The 14,613-nt window shown below is 45.3% G+C and carries 11 protein-coding genes; 6 read left to right on the top strand and 5 right to left on the bottom strand.

The window, feature by feature from the left end; translation table 11 throughout:
• Window positions 1–94: 94 nt before the first annotated feature.
• Complete coding sequence (pfkA, locus tag MKS89_RS01030; protein WP_072960521.1) at window positions 95–1,057, bottom strand: 6-phosphofructokinase; 963 nt, start codon at window positions 1,055–1,057, stop codon at window positions 95–97.
• Window positions 1,058–1,592: 535 nt separating this feature from the next.
• Here pfkA and MKS89_RS01025 point away from each other — a divergent pair.
• Window positions 1,593–3,122 (top strand): M28 family metallopeptidase, encoded by a 1,530-nt coding sequence (locus tag MKS89_RS01025; protein ID WP_072960519.1) that lies wholly within the window; start codon window positions 1,593–1,595, stop codon window positions 3,120–3,122.
• A 151-nt stretch (window positions 3,123–3,273) separates the two neighbouring features.
• Here the strand turns inward: MKS89_RS01025 and fieF are convergent, their stop codons facing one another.
• Both fieF and MKS89_RS01015 read right to left on the bottom strand, forming a co-directional pair.
• Window positions 3,274–4,185, bottom strand: a complete 912-nt coding sequence (gene fieF / locus MKS89_RS01020; RefSeq protein ID WP_072960516.1) for a CDF family cation-efflux transporter FieF — start codon at window positions 4,183–4,185, stop codon at window positions 3,274–3,276.
• Between the two features lie 289 nt (window positions 4,186–4,474).
• Window positions 4,475–4,972: a Spy/CpxP family protein refolding chaperone gene (locus tag MKS89_RS01015; protein ID WP_072960513.1), complete on the bottom strand. Its 498-nt coding sequence runs from the start codon at window positions 4,970–4,972 to the stop codon at window positions 4,475–4,477.
• A gap of 218 nt (window positions 4,973–5,190) precedes the next feature.
• Here MKS89_RS01015 and MKS89_RS01010 point away from each other — a divergent pair, with 218 nt between their 5' ends.
• Both MKS89_RS01010 and cpxA read left to right on the top strand, forming a co-directional pair.
• A complete protein-coding gene (locus MKS89_RS01010) occupies window positions 5,191–5,886 on the top strand; it encodes a response regulator (RefSeq protein WP_072960510.1) in 696 nt (231 codons plus the stop codon).
• Window positions 5,886–7,307 (top strand): envelope stress sensor histidine kinase CpxA, encoded by a 1,422-nt coding sequence (gene cpxA, locus MKS89_RS01005; protein WP_072960507.1) that lies wholly within the window; start codon window positions 5,886–5,888, stop codon window positions 7,305–7,307. The genes MKS89_RS01010 and cpxA overlap by 1 nt, the downstream gene beginning before the upstream one ends.
• Window positions 7,308–7,414: 107 nt before the next feature.
• On the opposite strand, the gene MKS89_RS01000 is transcribed toward cpxA, so the two are convergent.
• Together MKS89_RS01000 and MKS89_RS00995 are read right to left on the bottom strand one after the other, a co-directional pair.
• A complete protein-coding gene (locus tag MKS89_RS01000) occupies window positions 7,415–7,879 on the bottom strand; it encodes a tRNA (cytidine(34)-2'-O)-methyltransferase (protein WP_072960504.1) in 465 nt (154 codons plus the stop codon).
• A gap of 54 nt (window positions 7,880–7,933) precedes the next feature.
• Window positions 7,934–8,413, bottom strand: coding sequence for an FxsA family protein (locus MKS89_RS00995; protein ID WP_072960501.1), 480 nt, complete (start codon window positions 8,411–8,413; stop codon window positions 7,934–7,936).
• A 330-nt stretch (window positions 8,414–8,743) separates the two neighbouring features.
• Here MKS89_RS00995 and MKS89_RS00990 point away from each other — a divergent pair, with 330 nt between their 5' ends.
• From MKS89_RS00990 to MKS89_RS00980, 3 genes are all read left to right on the top strand, one after another.
• The gene (locus MKS89_RS00990) at window positions 8,744–10,615 is read left to right on the top strand and encodes a sensor domain-containing diguanylate cyclase (protein ID WP_235862474.1); all 1,872 of its coding nucleotides are present in this window, start codon (window positions 8,744–8,746) and stop codon (window positions 10,613–10,615) included.
• A gap of 189 nt (window positions 10,616–10,804) precedes the next feature.
• The gene (gene aspA, locus MKS89_RS00985) at window positions 10,805–12,250 is read left to right on the top strand and encodes an aspartate ammonia-lyase (protein ID WP_072960496.1); all 1,446 of its coding nucleotides are present in this window, start codon (window positions 10,805–10,807) and stop codon (window positions 12,248–12,250) included.
• Between the two features lie 265 nt (window positions 12,251–12,515).
• On the top strand, window positions 12,516–14,312 hold the full coding sequence (locus tag MKS89_RS00980) for a protein-disulfide reductase DsbD (RefSeq protein WP_072960491.1): 1,797 nt from the start codon (window positions 12,516–12,518) through the stop codon (window positions 14,310–14,312).
• Window positions 14,313–14,613 lie beyond the last annotated feature (301 nt).

Below are 14,613 nucleotides of genomic sequence, written 5' to 3'. Positions count from 1 at the left end.
AAGCCGTCCGTAACCCGAAAGAACCTTACTTAATATCCGAGACAAAAAAAGACCGCTCACAGCGGTCTTTATTAATATGTGCTACGAAAAAACCTTAAAACAGTTCTTCAGCAACTTTGTATAGATCTTGGCGGACAGGACGCTTCAAGTTCTCGATCGCATCGATGATGTCGTGGTGAACCAGATCTTCTTTCTGAATACCGACACAACGGCCACCATAACCTTCCAACAGAAGGTGAACTGCATAGTTCCCCATCCGAGACGCTAAAACCCGATCAAATGCTGTTGGGCGGCCGCCACGCTGAATATGACCAAGCACAGTTGCTCGCGTTTCACGTTTTGTCGCTTCTTCAATCTTCTTCGCCAGAACATTGGCATCCATCATCAGCTCAGTCAAAGCAATAATGGCATGCTTCTTCCCTTTCGCGATACCGTCTTTCAGATTAGAGATCAGCTCATCCATATCCAATCCCGTCTCCGGAGTAATGATGTACTCACATCCACCAGCAATGGCTGACATCAGTGTTAAATCACCACAATGGCGTCCCATAATTTCAACAATAGAAATCCGTTGGTGAGATGATGATGTATCGCGCAAGCGGTCGATCGCATCAATCACGGTATTTAAAGCCGTCAGATAACCGATGGTATAATCGGTGCCGGCAATATCATTATCAATGGTGCCCGGCAGACCGATACATGGATATCCCATCTCTGTCAGCTTCTTCGCGCCCATATAAGAACCATCACCACCGATCACAACCAGTGCTTCGATACCATGCTTCTTCAGATTCTCAATCGCTTTTTCACGAACGTGAACCTCTTTAAATTCAGGGAAACGTGCCGACCCCAGAAATGTCCCACCCCGGTTAATCACGTCAGAAACACTCGAACGATCTAACTGGGCAATCCGGTCTTCATAAAGCCCCAGATAACCATCATAGATGCCGAAAACCTCTAAACCAGCGCCTAATGCAGTGCGTACAACGCCGCGAATCGCAGCGTTCATCCCTGGAGCATCACCGCCACTTGTTAATATCCCGATCTTTTTAATCATGCTCACCCTCTAAAATATTGGGAATGTCATTCTAATAGATAGTTGTATCCGGTTGTTGCTGTCAAAACAAACCGATTTTCTCAGCACATCATGTCACTTTTTTTGCAATGTTACCCGATCTTTTTTTGCACTGAAGATTAAGTGTTCTTATTGTGAATGAGTATTGCAACTTTGTCATTACTCTTTGTTGATTCACATCAGGGTATAGTTTTTTTCTTATGCGAATCAACGATAGTAAAGGGCAATATTGAATGCAAAGTAGTCTAAAAAATTACGGCTCTACTTTTGCAGCAAGATCGATGGCAACAAAATATACAACAGTTCTCGCGTATTCACACCCAAAAATATTTACATAAATATAAATAATATAAATATTTATTAACATTCTTATGCTCACTGCTGTTTACATTCTGATTATGAATTAATTTGCATTGATTCATTCCCTTATCTTGCTTGAGTTTGTTAATTTAGTAACGCAGGCCTTTAATGCCTTTTACCACTTAGATCAAGAACCTACGATAGGGAGATCAGAACAATGAAATACACCAAGACCAGTCTGGCGGTCATACTGACACTGTTCAGTACATCACTGCTCGCGGCAGAAGACGCGCAGACTGATGCCAACAAAGTCTGGATATCGATAGGTGCTGATGCAAAAGGCACGTTGCTGGAATCTGTCACTCAACCGATTCAGAGTCAGTCTGTGGTCGATAATCCGCTTGTCTGGGTTGGACAGGTTGATCCACAGGATCTGGCCGAACTATCGCACAACATGCATGAAGAACATCACCGCTGCGGTGGTTATATTGTTCATGATTCCAAGCAAAGTGCGGTTGAAGCGAGCCGAGTGCCATTAACCAGCAGTTCATTTGCTGCGGTTGGCATTGGCCAGCAAGATATTGTCAAACCGTTGATTCCATTGATCAGCGCGAATCAAATTACCGATACAATCACCAGCTTATCGGACTTCACGAATCGCTTCTATACGACCCTCAGCGGCACACAGGCTTCAAACTGGATTGCCAATGAATGGCGAGGTTTATCCGCTTCATGGCGCAATGCTTCCGTTCAACAGGTCAGCCACTCCGGCTATCAACAGAAGTCCGTCATTCTCACGATTCGAGGCACCGAAAAACCCGACGAGATTGTCGTCATTGGCGGTCACTTGGATTCCACGATCGGTTCAAGAACCAACGATCAGAGTGTAGCCCCCGGGGCGGATGATGATGCATCGGGCATCGCGAGTGTGACAGAAATTATCAGGGTACTGGCAGAAAACAACTTTAAACCGAAACGGACGATTGCTTTCATGGCTTATGCGGCAGAAGAAGTCGGGTTACGCGGCTCTCAAGATATCGCCAGCCAATATAAGAATGAGGGCAAAAACGTACTTTCCGCCCTTCAGTTGGACATGACAAACTATCCCGGTTCTGCTGAAGATATTGTCTTCATGACTGATTATACCGACAGTAATCTGAATTCATTCTTGGCAAAACTGCTGGACGAGTACCTCCCCAATCTAAAATACGGCTTTGACCGATGTGGTTATGGTTGCTCGGATCACGCTTCTTGGCATGGGGCCGGATACCCGGCATCAATGCCTTTTGAAGCAAAATTCTCCGAATATAATCCACATATCCATACCTCACGGGATACGCTCTCCAATTCTGACCGTGAAGGAAAACACGCACAAAAATTTGCCCGGCTCGGCCTCGCCTATATCGTCGAAATGGCAAACTCAATGGTGGTAGATCAACAGGATCCGGTATTGAAGGTCGGCAAACCACTGACCGGATTAAGTGGTCAAGCATCAGGTCAAAGCTGGTATACATTCGAACTACCCGAATCTCGTTCCTTTAAGATCTCGATGTCGGGTGGCCGGGGTGATGCCGATCTTTATGTGAAGTATGGTGAGAAAGCGGGAACCCGCTCTTATGATTGTCGTCCTTACAAATCGGGTAATAACGAGTCATGCTCGTTTGATCGCGCAGCTGCGGGCACTTACTCAATCATGCTACGCGGTTATTCTGATTACTCTGACGTCACGTTAGAAGCAATGTTCTGATATAAGAAAAGTCTGATATTAGGAAAAGATTAGTTATACGGATAACCTGAAACACAGTTCTCAGGTTATCCATTCTATCCATGTTACCGCTGTGACCTCAGTGGATAGCTATCCGATCAAAACACGATCATCAGTCAAGCATTTACTTTCCTCACGACCATTCTGCCATTTTCTGCTCATATTCTGATTGTAGAATCACAGAATAAGGGTCTTGGTGAACCAACACATCAGAGCCGGGAAACTCCGCCAGCAATAACGCTTCAACCTGATCAGAAATCTCATGTGCCCGAATCAACGGTAAATGATCATCCAACTCCAGATGAAGCTGAATAAAACGCACCGGTCCCGACATTCGCGTCCGTAAACCATGAATCCCTAAAACCCCCTCAACAGATAGGCTCAACTGACGAATGTGGCTGATTTCTTCATCCGGCAGTTTGTGATCCAATAACGTCTGAATCGCTTCATGAATAATCTGGTACGCACTATATAAAATATATACCCCGATCCCGACGGCAAAAATTGCATCGGCTTGGGTCACCCCTTTCCAACTCATCGCGAGTGCGATCATAATTGCAATGTTCATCCATAAATCAGACTGATAGTGCAAAGAGTCTGCCGCAATCGCCTGACTTCCGGTTTTTTTCACCACATACTTCTGATACCGAACCAACAGGAAGGTCACCACGATTGCCAGCGCACTGACGTAAATCCCCAGCTCCGGTGTTTGTAGCGGCTGAGGACGAAAGAAGCGGTCAACCCCGTTCAGAAACAAAAAGCAGGCAGACCCTGAAATAAACATCGCTTGTGCCAGTGCGGCTAAAGATTCTGCTTTCCCATGGCCAAATGTATGTTCCCGATCTGCCGGCTGAAGAGCATAGCGAACCACCCACAGGTTAACCACCGAGGCGGCAATATCCAGCAAAGAGTCAATCACCGACGCAAGTAAACTGACTGAACCGGTATGCCACCAAGCAAACATTTTAATGATCAACAACGTAATCGCGACAATGGTCGCACTCCATGCTGCTGATTTCACTAAGCGAATATAATTTGAGTGCATTAAAAACTCTGAATGATTGTCATCAATAATGATTAATTATATAACGAAACCTGCTTCATTGCAGGTGATTTATTCATCACTACAAAATTATAATTATCTGATTTTAAACATGAAAGTGATAATAATTATTGGTCATAGTGACAAAAAAAAGAGGTGCATCCCTGTCACCTCTTTCTTCACTGACGCCATGTTGCTTCACAGACATCATCGCTTTCATCAAAGCGCTATCCAAACACATGCTGTTTTCACCATGCTCAACATTCCCTCAAAAAACGCGAATGTGCTTCTATCATTGGTTCATCATGGCGCGAGGACCACCGCCTTGACCCGGTCCTGTCATACGACCGAATGGTTTTTCTTGAAACATTTTCTGCCATTGTTCTTGTTGTTCCGGTGTCAAAATATTCAACATATCATGCCGTTGGCGCATCATCTCTACGCGCCGGTCAATGCGCACGTTTTCCATTTTGCCAGCCAATTTCTGAGCGGCTTTCTCATCAAAACTTTTTGCCAGTAAAATAGGCGCCATCTCTTGATGATAATTTTGCATCCGAGTCTGCCTTTGCTCCCAATGTTTTTGTCGGAGTGCTGTCAGTTGATTTTGCTGCTCTGGCGTCAGGTTGAATGTTCGAAACATCCCACGGTGATCATAACGCTGGCATTCGGAACATTGATTTCCCCAGTGACCACCGCCATGATGGTTCTGGTATCCGGCAAAAACGTTCATACTGCCGAGCGTGAATGGGAGAACAACAGCTGTCAATATTACTTTTGTTAAAGTGTTCATCTCTGTTACCTCTTGGTGGATAGACTGGTCAACATCAGCCTTTCGTGTATCTGTAAATTAAGCTTACATTCTGTAAGGTCAACTGGTGTATAGCGTAGGTAAAAGAGTGTAAATGAGGGACCAGACGATCTTTATCCGTGAATTTTAAAGGTAAACTATTGGTAAAGGTCACCGACTGACAAAGATACAACGTTCACAAACTCTGCGGAGAAGCACTGATGCCCCATATCCTAATCATTGATGACGATACTGAGTTAACCGCGCTACTCAAGGAAGTGCTCAGCCTTGAAGGATTCAGTGTTGCAGAAGCCCATGATGGGGAAGCTGGTCTACACATGCTTGATGAACGGACAGATATCATCTTATTGGATGTGATGATGCCCAAGCTGAACGGGATGGAAACGCTGAAAAGAATTCGCTCCGCTTCTCAATATGCTCAAACGCCTGTGCTGATGCTGACGGCCAAAGGTGAAGAAATCGATCGGGTGATTGGTCTTGAGCTCGGTGCTGATGACTATCTGCCAAAACCGTTTAGTGACCGGGAACTGCTGGCCCGAATCCGCGCCATTCTCCGTCGCACCCAATACACTCCGACACATCAATCAAGTGAAATAATCGAGAGTGAGGACTTACGTCTCTACCCGAAAAGACAAGAAGCATACTGCAATGATCAACTGCTTGAGTTAACCACAACAGAATTTGCGCTGCTCACTCACTTTGTCCAGCACCCGGGAGAGACACTCACGAAAGAAACGCTGAGTCTGGATGTACTCGGTAAACGACTGGCAGCGTTTGACCGAGCCATTGACATGCATGTCTCCAACCTGAGGAAAAAACTCCCGCCCCGCAGTGATGGTCGGGAGAGAATCAAAACACTGCGCGGACGCGGTTACCTGATGATTGCGGAGGAGTGATGCATCTTCCTAAGTTAAACAGCCTCTATGGTCGAATCTTTGCCATATTCTGGTTCACGATGTTGCTGATTTTAATCGTGGTGCTTTTGCTGCCAAATCTTGACCCGAGAAAAGCCAGAGATTTACCAAATTCGGAGCGTCAGCGTCTGACGACAATTAAAGAGAACCTTGAAACCAGATTTACCGGAGAACAAGATCTCACGCTCATTCTCAGAACATTATCCGACCAATTCATCAGACAACCCAGACGCAATATGCACCAACGACTGCTCAGGGAGAATCAGGACAAACCGCATCTGTTTCTGACCGATATGGCGGGTAACATTCTGATGGTCAATGGCAATCAGATGATCAGCAACCGGATTCTCCAAAACTTTATCACCGGCATTGATTCAGTCGAGCAACCGCAACAACGGTTGTACGGCCATTTTCTGATGACGGGCCCGATGCCAATTCATCTTGCCCGACAACCGTTACTACTCTACGTCGCTTTCCCCGACAGTCAACTGCCCCCACTTTTTATTCGCTTGCTCGATCATCCAGTGTCTCTGTTACTGGTGGTCATGTTGATTAGTACACCGTTGCTGCTTTGGCTAGCATGGGCATTAAGTCAACCGGCTCAAAAACTGGCGCAGGCATCACAACGTGTTGCGCAAGGCGAGTTTCAGATTGATCGCTCTCTGGAACAGGGAACCACCGAATTTCGTCAAGCCGGTCAGAGCTTTAACCACATGGTCGGCGCCGTCAATGAGATGATTTCAGGGCAACAACGGCTTTTATCCGATATTTCCCATGAACTGCGCTCACCGCTCACCCGTTTAAGGATGGCAACAGCACTCGCGACCCGTAAACAAGGAGCCGGCCCTGAACTGGAAAGAATCGATACCGAAGCCCAACGTTTAGAACAGATGATCGGCGAACTATTGGAACTGTCCAGAATGCAGCTCAACAGCCACTCCGACCAAGAAACACAACCCCTGTCCAGTTTATGGGAAACCTTGCTTGAAGATGCGGTCTTCGAAGCAGAACAGATGACCAAGACGCTCACCTATTCAACGATTCCGGAGCGATATATCTCAGGCAATCCCCAACAACTGATGAGTGCGGTCGAAAATATAGTGCGTAACGCGATCTACTATGGCAAAGATCAAATTCGAATCACGTTCAGTGACACACCACAACAGTTGACGCTCTGTGTCGAAGATAATGGTGAAGGCGTTCCGGATGATGAATTGGCGAATATATTTCGCCCATTTTATCGCGTATCAACCACCAGAGAGCGCCACAGCGGTGGCACGGGACTAGGGCTTGCAATTACCGAGAATGCCATCCGCCAACATCGTGGCACGATTCAAGCCAGCCGAAGCACAATGGGCGGGCTGATGATTACCATCACCCTGCCGTTGGATATGACAACCTGATCCCCCGATTCACCCAGTGGTCTGATTTACCATCACGCTCAAAAGGATAAAACAGAAAAAACCAGCCGAGAGGGCTGGCTTGAAAGAAATATGCAGTAGAACCGAAATCACTTCCCACCGGGGAAACCGAGCTGACGCCACGCTTCGTAACTCACAACCGCCACAGAATTCGAGAGGTTCATGCTACGCGCATTGGGCAGCATCGGGATCCGGATTCTGCGCTCTTCAGGGAAACCATTACGGATATCATCAGGTAAACCAGCCGTTTCAGATCCAAATAGCAACACATCACCAGCTTGATAAGTTGGCTCATCATGAGGTCTGGAACCTTTGGTCGTCAGTGCGAAGATCCGTTGATCACCAATCGCCGCTAAGAATGCTTCGTAGTTCGGATGAACACTCACCTTCGCCATATCTCTGTAATCGAGGGCGGCACGGCGCAGCTTTTTTTCTTCAAGATCAAAACCCAATGGCTCGATCAGGTGAAGATGACAGCCATTGTTGGTTGATAACCGAATGATATTACCGGTATTTTGGGCAATATTCGGACAATATAATGCAATGTGAAACATAGAATTGACGCCTATTTTTATTTTTAGTGGTTATTTCTAAAATGCAGTTTTACGTTAATTCAATTTATCATGATCATCATCATCGTCTTTGCGATCATATTCACCTTCGTAAGTGTTACCGCGATGAGATTCTCGATCATGAGGGCCTCTGGCGTCGAATGGTTGTTGGACATTCCCTTGAATGACGACTTTGTCCATCAGCTTACGTGCCAGCATTGCGCGTGGTCCCGGAAGCAAGACAAACATCCCCATCAGATCCGTCATAAAACCCGGTGTCAATAACAATACCCCGGCAACCGCCAGCAATACCCCTTCCAGAATCTGTTGTGCCGGTAGTTCGCCATCCTGGAGTCGCTGCTGCATCGTCAGCAAGGTCTGTAGTCCTTGACTTCGAACCAAAGATGCCCCGACAAACGCAGTGATCAAAACCAAACCGATGGTTGGCCACAATCCCAAATATCCACCGACCTGAATAAATAAACCAATTTCAATGATTGGAACTGCTATAAACAAAAATAAGATAATGGGAAACACAGCGCCTCCTGTTATAGGTCTGCAAACCTGTCGAGTGTAACGAAATCTATCCATAAAACCGACCCCTGTGTTTCACTTCTTTACTATTTTGCTAACAGTCCTTGCTCAAAATCAGTCCACAGACAGACTTTCCAAGAAAAATAAGAAATATCGACTCATTATGCTGCTTTTCCACTGGGCTGTTTTATAAACGAAATTAATCGAAGTGGTCAGATAATCAGCCAAAATAGCTCATTCTCTCTGGTATCCTCGCGAATCCTGATCTACGTTTTAAGAAATAAATAGTCAGTTAGTCGCATAATGAAACGAGCAAAAAGAACCACGATAAAGATGATATTTATATGGCTGTGTCTATCCGTGATCCCTTTCGGATATTATCTCCATCTCAGCAAGGAAGCCCATCAGTTCTTTGTTCAACAGCTCGAAACACAAAGTAAACAATATCTTGAATATATTGAAACCAAAGCGACTCAGATGAGTAAGCTCATCCAACAGAATTTTGCACAACTGAGCCACTCTCCCTTGCTCCTCGATTTTGCAACAACGGGTAATCCGACCTATCGTAATTATCTTAAAAACCAATGGTATCTGACAGCAGCAAATGTCGAGTTTTTCTACCAGTTGCGCTACCTCGATCATCAAGGGAAAGAAATCATTCGTGTCGACTATACGCCGCAGATGAGTCAACCCTATATCGTGCCGGACAATGCATTACAGAATAAAGGCAAACGCGATTATTTTTATTATGCCCAACGACTTGCTCCAGGTGAGCAGGGATATTTTGGTATCGATCTGGAAAGAGAATTCGGCCAAATCGTGACACCCTATAAACCGGGATTTCGCATGATCTATCCCATTGTTTATAACCAACAACGTTTGGGATACTTCATTGCGAATCTTGAAGTCTTAGGCATTATCAAAAGTATCACATCCAATGAGCTAGGCTACTCCGTTGATTTTATTGATAAGAGTGGTTATTACATCCTCAGTAGTAATAAAGATAAACTCTTTGGCCGACTGATCAAAACACGGGAAAACATCAACCTTGCTTATCAGAACCCCGAAGTATGGGAGTATATTCATCAAACACCCTATCAATCCGGTAGCCTCCTGACCGATGACGGTTTATATGTATTTCAACCATTTCAGGCCCCGATATTCGGTAATAACCATGACATAACGTTGATGACAATGTATCCACATCACCTCATCAAGCAAGGTTTTGATAAGAGAGATAAAGAGATTCAGATGACCGTCATCATGCTGTTGCTCTTCTTCGGCATTATTGCCGGTTTTTTCGCCCTATTATGGGAAAGCTATCTAGTCAATCGACTGGAACAAACGTTTAATCAGGTCGTACTCGACAACAGTGTTGCTGTCGCTCTAACGAACGCAAACCATATCATTCTTCGGGCCAATCTACGTTTCTGTAAACTTTTCGGCACCGAGCAGTTTGACATTCAAGGAAAAAACATTCTCGATTTACAACCTGCCACAGCAAAATACAAAAACATTCTCAAACAACTTCAAACAAGCGGAGAATGGCAAGGCCAAGTACAGATTGGGGATGAGGATCCACCACATGTCTGTAAAGTGGAAGTTCGGGCGCTTGAAGGTTCCATCAAACAGATTAGTCACTATGTTTATTCATTCAGCGATATCTCTGAGCACTATCATGCGATTTTAGAGCTCAAAGAGAAGAATGAACGGGATATGATGACCGGACTCTGGAATAAGAAAAAATTTAATCAAACGTTATTGCACTATTCAAGATTGCAAGAACGGTATAGCAATCAACCCAAAAGTAGTCTGGCAATCATTGATGTCGATGACTTCAAACGGATCAATGATACTTACGGCCATTCAGTCGGTGATCAGGTTCTGCTACGTCTAGCCAATCAAATGTTGTCGATCCTACGCGATACTGATTTTGTCTCGCGCATCGGCGGCGATGAATTTGCGGTTATCATTCAACATGCCGATGTGAAAACATCACAGAAATTGATGGAACGGATCAGTCTTGCTATCGAGTCGTGGCAAGAATACGACACCACGATCAGTATCGGAATCGCTGAGATTACATCCAGCCACCACCAATCCTTCGTCAATGCAGATAAAGCTCTCTATCGTTCTAAGAAAAAAGGAAAAAATTGTGTTTCCGCTCATGGAATCGAGCAATTGACCGTTGTACAGAGTAGCTAAAGACAATAAAGTTATTGTCGGTAGTGAAAAAGGTGATCAAGTTACTTTTTTTATCCAGTAGACTTAGTATGATGTTCTACGCGTTTCGGTCGGATTTCCAAACGTTAACACTACCAGAATGGATTCTTTGCAGAATTAATCCCTATAAATTGATAACTACGAAGTTGAGTTACCTAAGGATCCTATACTATGACAACCCTTTCTGAAGCAGTTGCTGAAACCGCTACCCGTCTGGAAGAAGATTTACTCGGTCAACGTCATGTCCCTGCTGATGCATATTACGGCATCCACACTTTACGAGCTGTAGAAAACTTCAATATCTCCAATGTCACCATTTCAGATGTTCCTGAATTTGTTCGTGGCATGGTCATGACCAAAAAAGCGGCAACCCTTGCTAACAAAGAACTAGGCGTGATTCCAAAAGAGATTGCATCTTATATTATCCAAGCATGTGATGTAATACTCGAAACAGGGAAGTGTATGGATCAATTCCCGTCAGATGTATTTCAGGGCGGCGCAGGGACTTCGGTCAATATGAATACCAACGAAGTCATTGCCAACCTTGCTCTAGAACTGATGGGGAAAGAAAAAGGACAATACGATGTGATCAATCCCAATGATCATGTCAACAAGAGTCAATCAACAAACTGTGCTTACCCAACCGGGTTTCGCATTGCGGTATTTAACAGCGTACAGAAACTAGTGAGTTCAGTTGGTTACCTTAAAGAAGCATTTGAAATTAAGAGCCATGAATTTAGCAGTATCCTCAAAATGGGTCGGACTCAGCTCCAAGATGCTGTACCGATGACCGTTGGTCAGGAATTCCACGCTTGGGCGGTGACACTGAATGAAGAGATCCGTGCGCTGGAATATACTTCCAAGCTTTTGCTTGAAGTCAACTTAGGCGCAACCGCTATCGGTACAGGTCTGAATGCTGCTGAAGGCTATCAGGCGCTGGCAGTCAAACATCTGGCAGCAGTTACTGGTGTGGATGTTGTTCCGGCAGAAGACTTAATCGAAGCAACTTCTGACTGTGGTGCTTATGTGATGACACATGGCGCGCTCAAACGTCTGGCAGTGAAGCTTTCTAAAATCTGTAACGATTTACGTCTGCTTTCTTCCGGACCAAGAGCGGGACTGAATGAACTGAACCTGCCAGAGCTTCAAGCTGGTTCGTCCATTATGCCGGCGAAAGTGAACCCAGTGGTTCCTGAAGTCGTCAATCAGGTGTGCTTTAAAGTGCTGGGTAACGACAATACCATCTCTTTTGCCGCAGAAGGAGGACAACTCCAGCTAAACGTCATGGAACCCGTTATCGGTCAGGCAATGTTTGAGTCAATCTCGATTCTGTCCAATGCATGTATCAATCTACGCGATAAGTGCGTTGATGGCATTACAGTTAACAAAGAAATTTGTGAGAACTATGTGTTCAACTCCATCGGAATTGTGACCTACCTGAACCCATATATCGGTCACCATGAAGGTGATATTGTTGGCAAAATCTGTGCTCAAACCGGTAAGAGTGTCCGTGAAGTCGTTCTGGAACGCGGTTTGCTCACTGAAGCTGAAGTAGACGATATTCTATCCGTCGAAAACCTGAGACATCCTCAATATAAAGCGAAACGCTACGAATAAGCGATTATTTGGTGTTGAACATACGGCGATATCCCTACGGATATCGCCGTATGTATTTCTACGCCTGTCAACTCAAATCCCGGCCTTGACACAAGTTCCCCTCCGCATTCTGAGCATATCGTCAGAAAGTCATCGGCTTTTTTGGCTTTTGGTCGAATACTTGGATCAATCTGTCCAAGACTGACTTCTATCTCTCGCATTTGTCGGAAAACTTGCGTTATGATGAGCCCATTCAAGTCAAACATATCTTTTAATACGTACAATTATGCGTTCAATCTTTCTCATTTTGACAGTGCTGGCATCGGCCTTATTACCACTTCAGGCGCAACAATTTGATTCACCGTTGTCCTCTGCTTTTACGCCGAATCAATCACGATTCGTGACAGTCGATCAAGCGTTTCCTTTTCTTGCTTATCAACAAGGAAATCGATTAACCCTGAGCTGGGATATTCAACCCGGTTATTATCTGTATCAGCATAAATTGAATTTTGACCCGCAACAGGTTCGTATCGTCTCAACTCACATGCGTCAAGGTGAATCGCACCGTGACGAATTTTTCGGTGATGTCAATATCTATACCACCCCACTTCAAATTACGTTGGAACTGGCTGATACAGGAAAAAATGCCGAGATTCAAGTCGGCTACCAAGGCTGTGCCGCACAGGGGTTTTGTTATCCGCCAGAAGTGCGCACAGTACCGATCGCACCACTTCCGACAGCGACTCTCGATTCAAAGGATTCCGCATCCAACAGCGTCGCATCTCAGTCCGGTCAGCAATTACAGCAACAAAGCGTCCAACCGCCTCAAGCTGAACAAAATCGGTTAGCTGATGCACTGAGAGAAAATCTATGGACGGTCATGCTATTCCTGTTTCTCGGTATTGGATTAGCCTTTACACCTTGTGTTTTCCCGATGTATCCGATTGTTACCAGTATTGTGCTTGGTCAGAACAACCTCAATAAGAAACAAGCTTTCGGACTGGCTGTTATTTATGTTCAAGGCATGGCCCTCACCTATACGTTACTCGGACTTGCCGTCGCTTCGGCGGGATTACAATTTCAAGCAGCGCTTCAAAGCCCGACCATCCTGATTACTTTCAGCTTGCTTTTCATTCTGCTGTCACTCTCCATGTTTGGGCTGTATACCATTCAAATGCCGGCTACTCTGCAGACTGCCCTGAATAATCTCAGCCAACAACAATCCGGTGGTCGCCAGTTTGGTGTTTTCATCATGGGCGCAATTTCGGGACTGATCTGTTCCCCTTGCACCACCGCGCCACTCTCTGGTGCTTTACTGTATGTCGCACAAACCGGGGATTTGATGCTCGGTGGTATCGCGCTTTATCTGTTAGGGCTCGGTATGGGGATACCTTTGATCATGATTGCGGTCTTCGGTCAGCGTTTTCTACCGAAATCGGGGCCATGGATGGAAAAAATTAAAACGTTGTTCGGCTTCATCCTCCTTGCAGCCCCCATTTTCCTTCTGGAACGCATCATTCCCGAATTATGGTCAGCTAGCTTATGGACGTTGCTTGGTGTGAGTCTTTTCCTATGGATATTGATGACCAGCTTCCGTTCTGCGGCCAGTCAGTTCAGAAAAACATTGCTCCTCGTCTTGTCACTGGCTGGCGTCGGGCTTTCTTTGACACCAGTCGCGCTGTATTCCGGCATCCTCACTTCCCCAGAAAATGATGAGTCGTTGTCTTTTGTTCAGGTTCAGAATGTCGATGAACTGGCACAACAACTTGCTTTAGCAAAAGCGAATCAACAACCCGTCATGATCGACTTTTATGCTGACTGGTGTGTCGCCTGTAAAGAGTTCGAAAAATATACGTTCTCAGAGCATGCCGTACAGCAAAAACTCGCCAATTATCGCCTCATTCAAGCAGATATCACGACAAACAATGCGCAAAATAAAGCACTGCTGAACCACTTAGGCGTGCTCGGCTTACCCACGCTCAGCTTTTGGAATTCGACAGGAACGCGCATTCCTCAAGCTCGAATCACTGGTTTTCTGGACGCAGATGACTTCTTGGCCCACCTTCACCAATATGCTTTATAACTTACGCACGCTATCCGATGGTAAGCAGCGCCAGTCGCAATACCAAGAGCGCCTCATCCTTCCTGCTCGTAAAGGGAACCTAGGTCACACGATAGATGTATACGCCATTGAAATGGGAAGGCCATTCCTGCCGACATTTTCCTTGAATGACGCCGATTGAAGACACTCTAAATCCTGCATCTTGAGGTTACTTGGGTATATCAACATACAATCAAGGGACAATGCGCACAGATGTATACAAAAAAGGGGATAGAGTTCAGAGTTTTCGAGCTCCGATATTGTTCAAAACTATAAACGGAAC

It is taken from the genome of Vibrio gazogenes, assembly GCF_023920225.1.
Taxonomy (GTDB): Bacteria; Pseudomonadota; Gammaproteobacteria; order Enterobacterales; family Vibrionaceae; genus Vibrio; species Vibrio gazogenes.
Note: the sequence above shows the minus strand (reverse complement) of the source record. Positions and strands in the feature narration are given on the sequence as shown.

Bases quoted from the DNA above. Each gene is read 5' to 3' on its own strand.
- MKS89_RS00980 (WP_072960491.1), top strand. From the start codon at position 12,516: ATGCGTTCAATCTTTCTCATTTTGACAGTGCTGGCATCGGCCTTATTA.
- MKS89_RS00990 (WP_235862474.1), top strand. From the start codon at position 8,744: ATGATATTTATATGGCTGTGTCTATCCGTGATCCCTTTCGGATATTAT.
- cpxA (WP_072960507.1), top strand. From the start codon at position 5,886: ATGCATCTTCCTAAGTTAAACAGCCTCTATGGTCGAATCTTTGCCATA.
- aspA (WP_072960496.1), top strand. From the start codon at position 10,805: ATGACAACCCTTTCTGAAGCAGTTGCTGAAACCGCTACCCGTCTGGAA.
- pfkA (WP_072960521.1), bottom strand. From the start codon at position 1,057: ATGATTAAAAAGATCGGGATATTAACAAGTGGCGGTGATGCTCCAGGG.
- MKS89_RS01010 (WP_072960510.1), top strand. From the start codon at position 5,191: ATGCCCCATATCCTAATCATTGATGACGATACTGAGTTAACCGCGCTA.
- MKS89_RS01000 (WP_072960504.1), bottom strand. From the start codon at position 7,879: ATGTTTCACATTGCATTATATTGTCCGAATATTGCCCAAAATACCGGT.
- MKS89_RS01015 (WP_072960513.1), bottom strand. From the start codon at position 4,972: ATGAACACTTTAACAAAAGTAATATTGACAGCTGTTGTTCTCCCATTC.
- MKS89_RS01025 (WP_072960519.1), top strand. From the start codon at position 1,593: ATGAAATACACCAAGACCAGTCTGGCGGTCATACTGACACTGTTCAGT.
- fieF (WP_072960516.1), bottom strand. From the start codon at position 4,185: ATGCACTCAAATTATATTCGCTTAGTGAAATCAGCAGCATGGAGTGCG.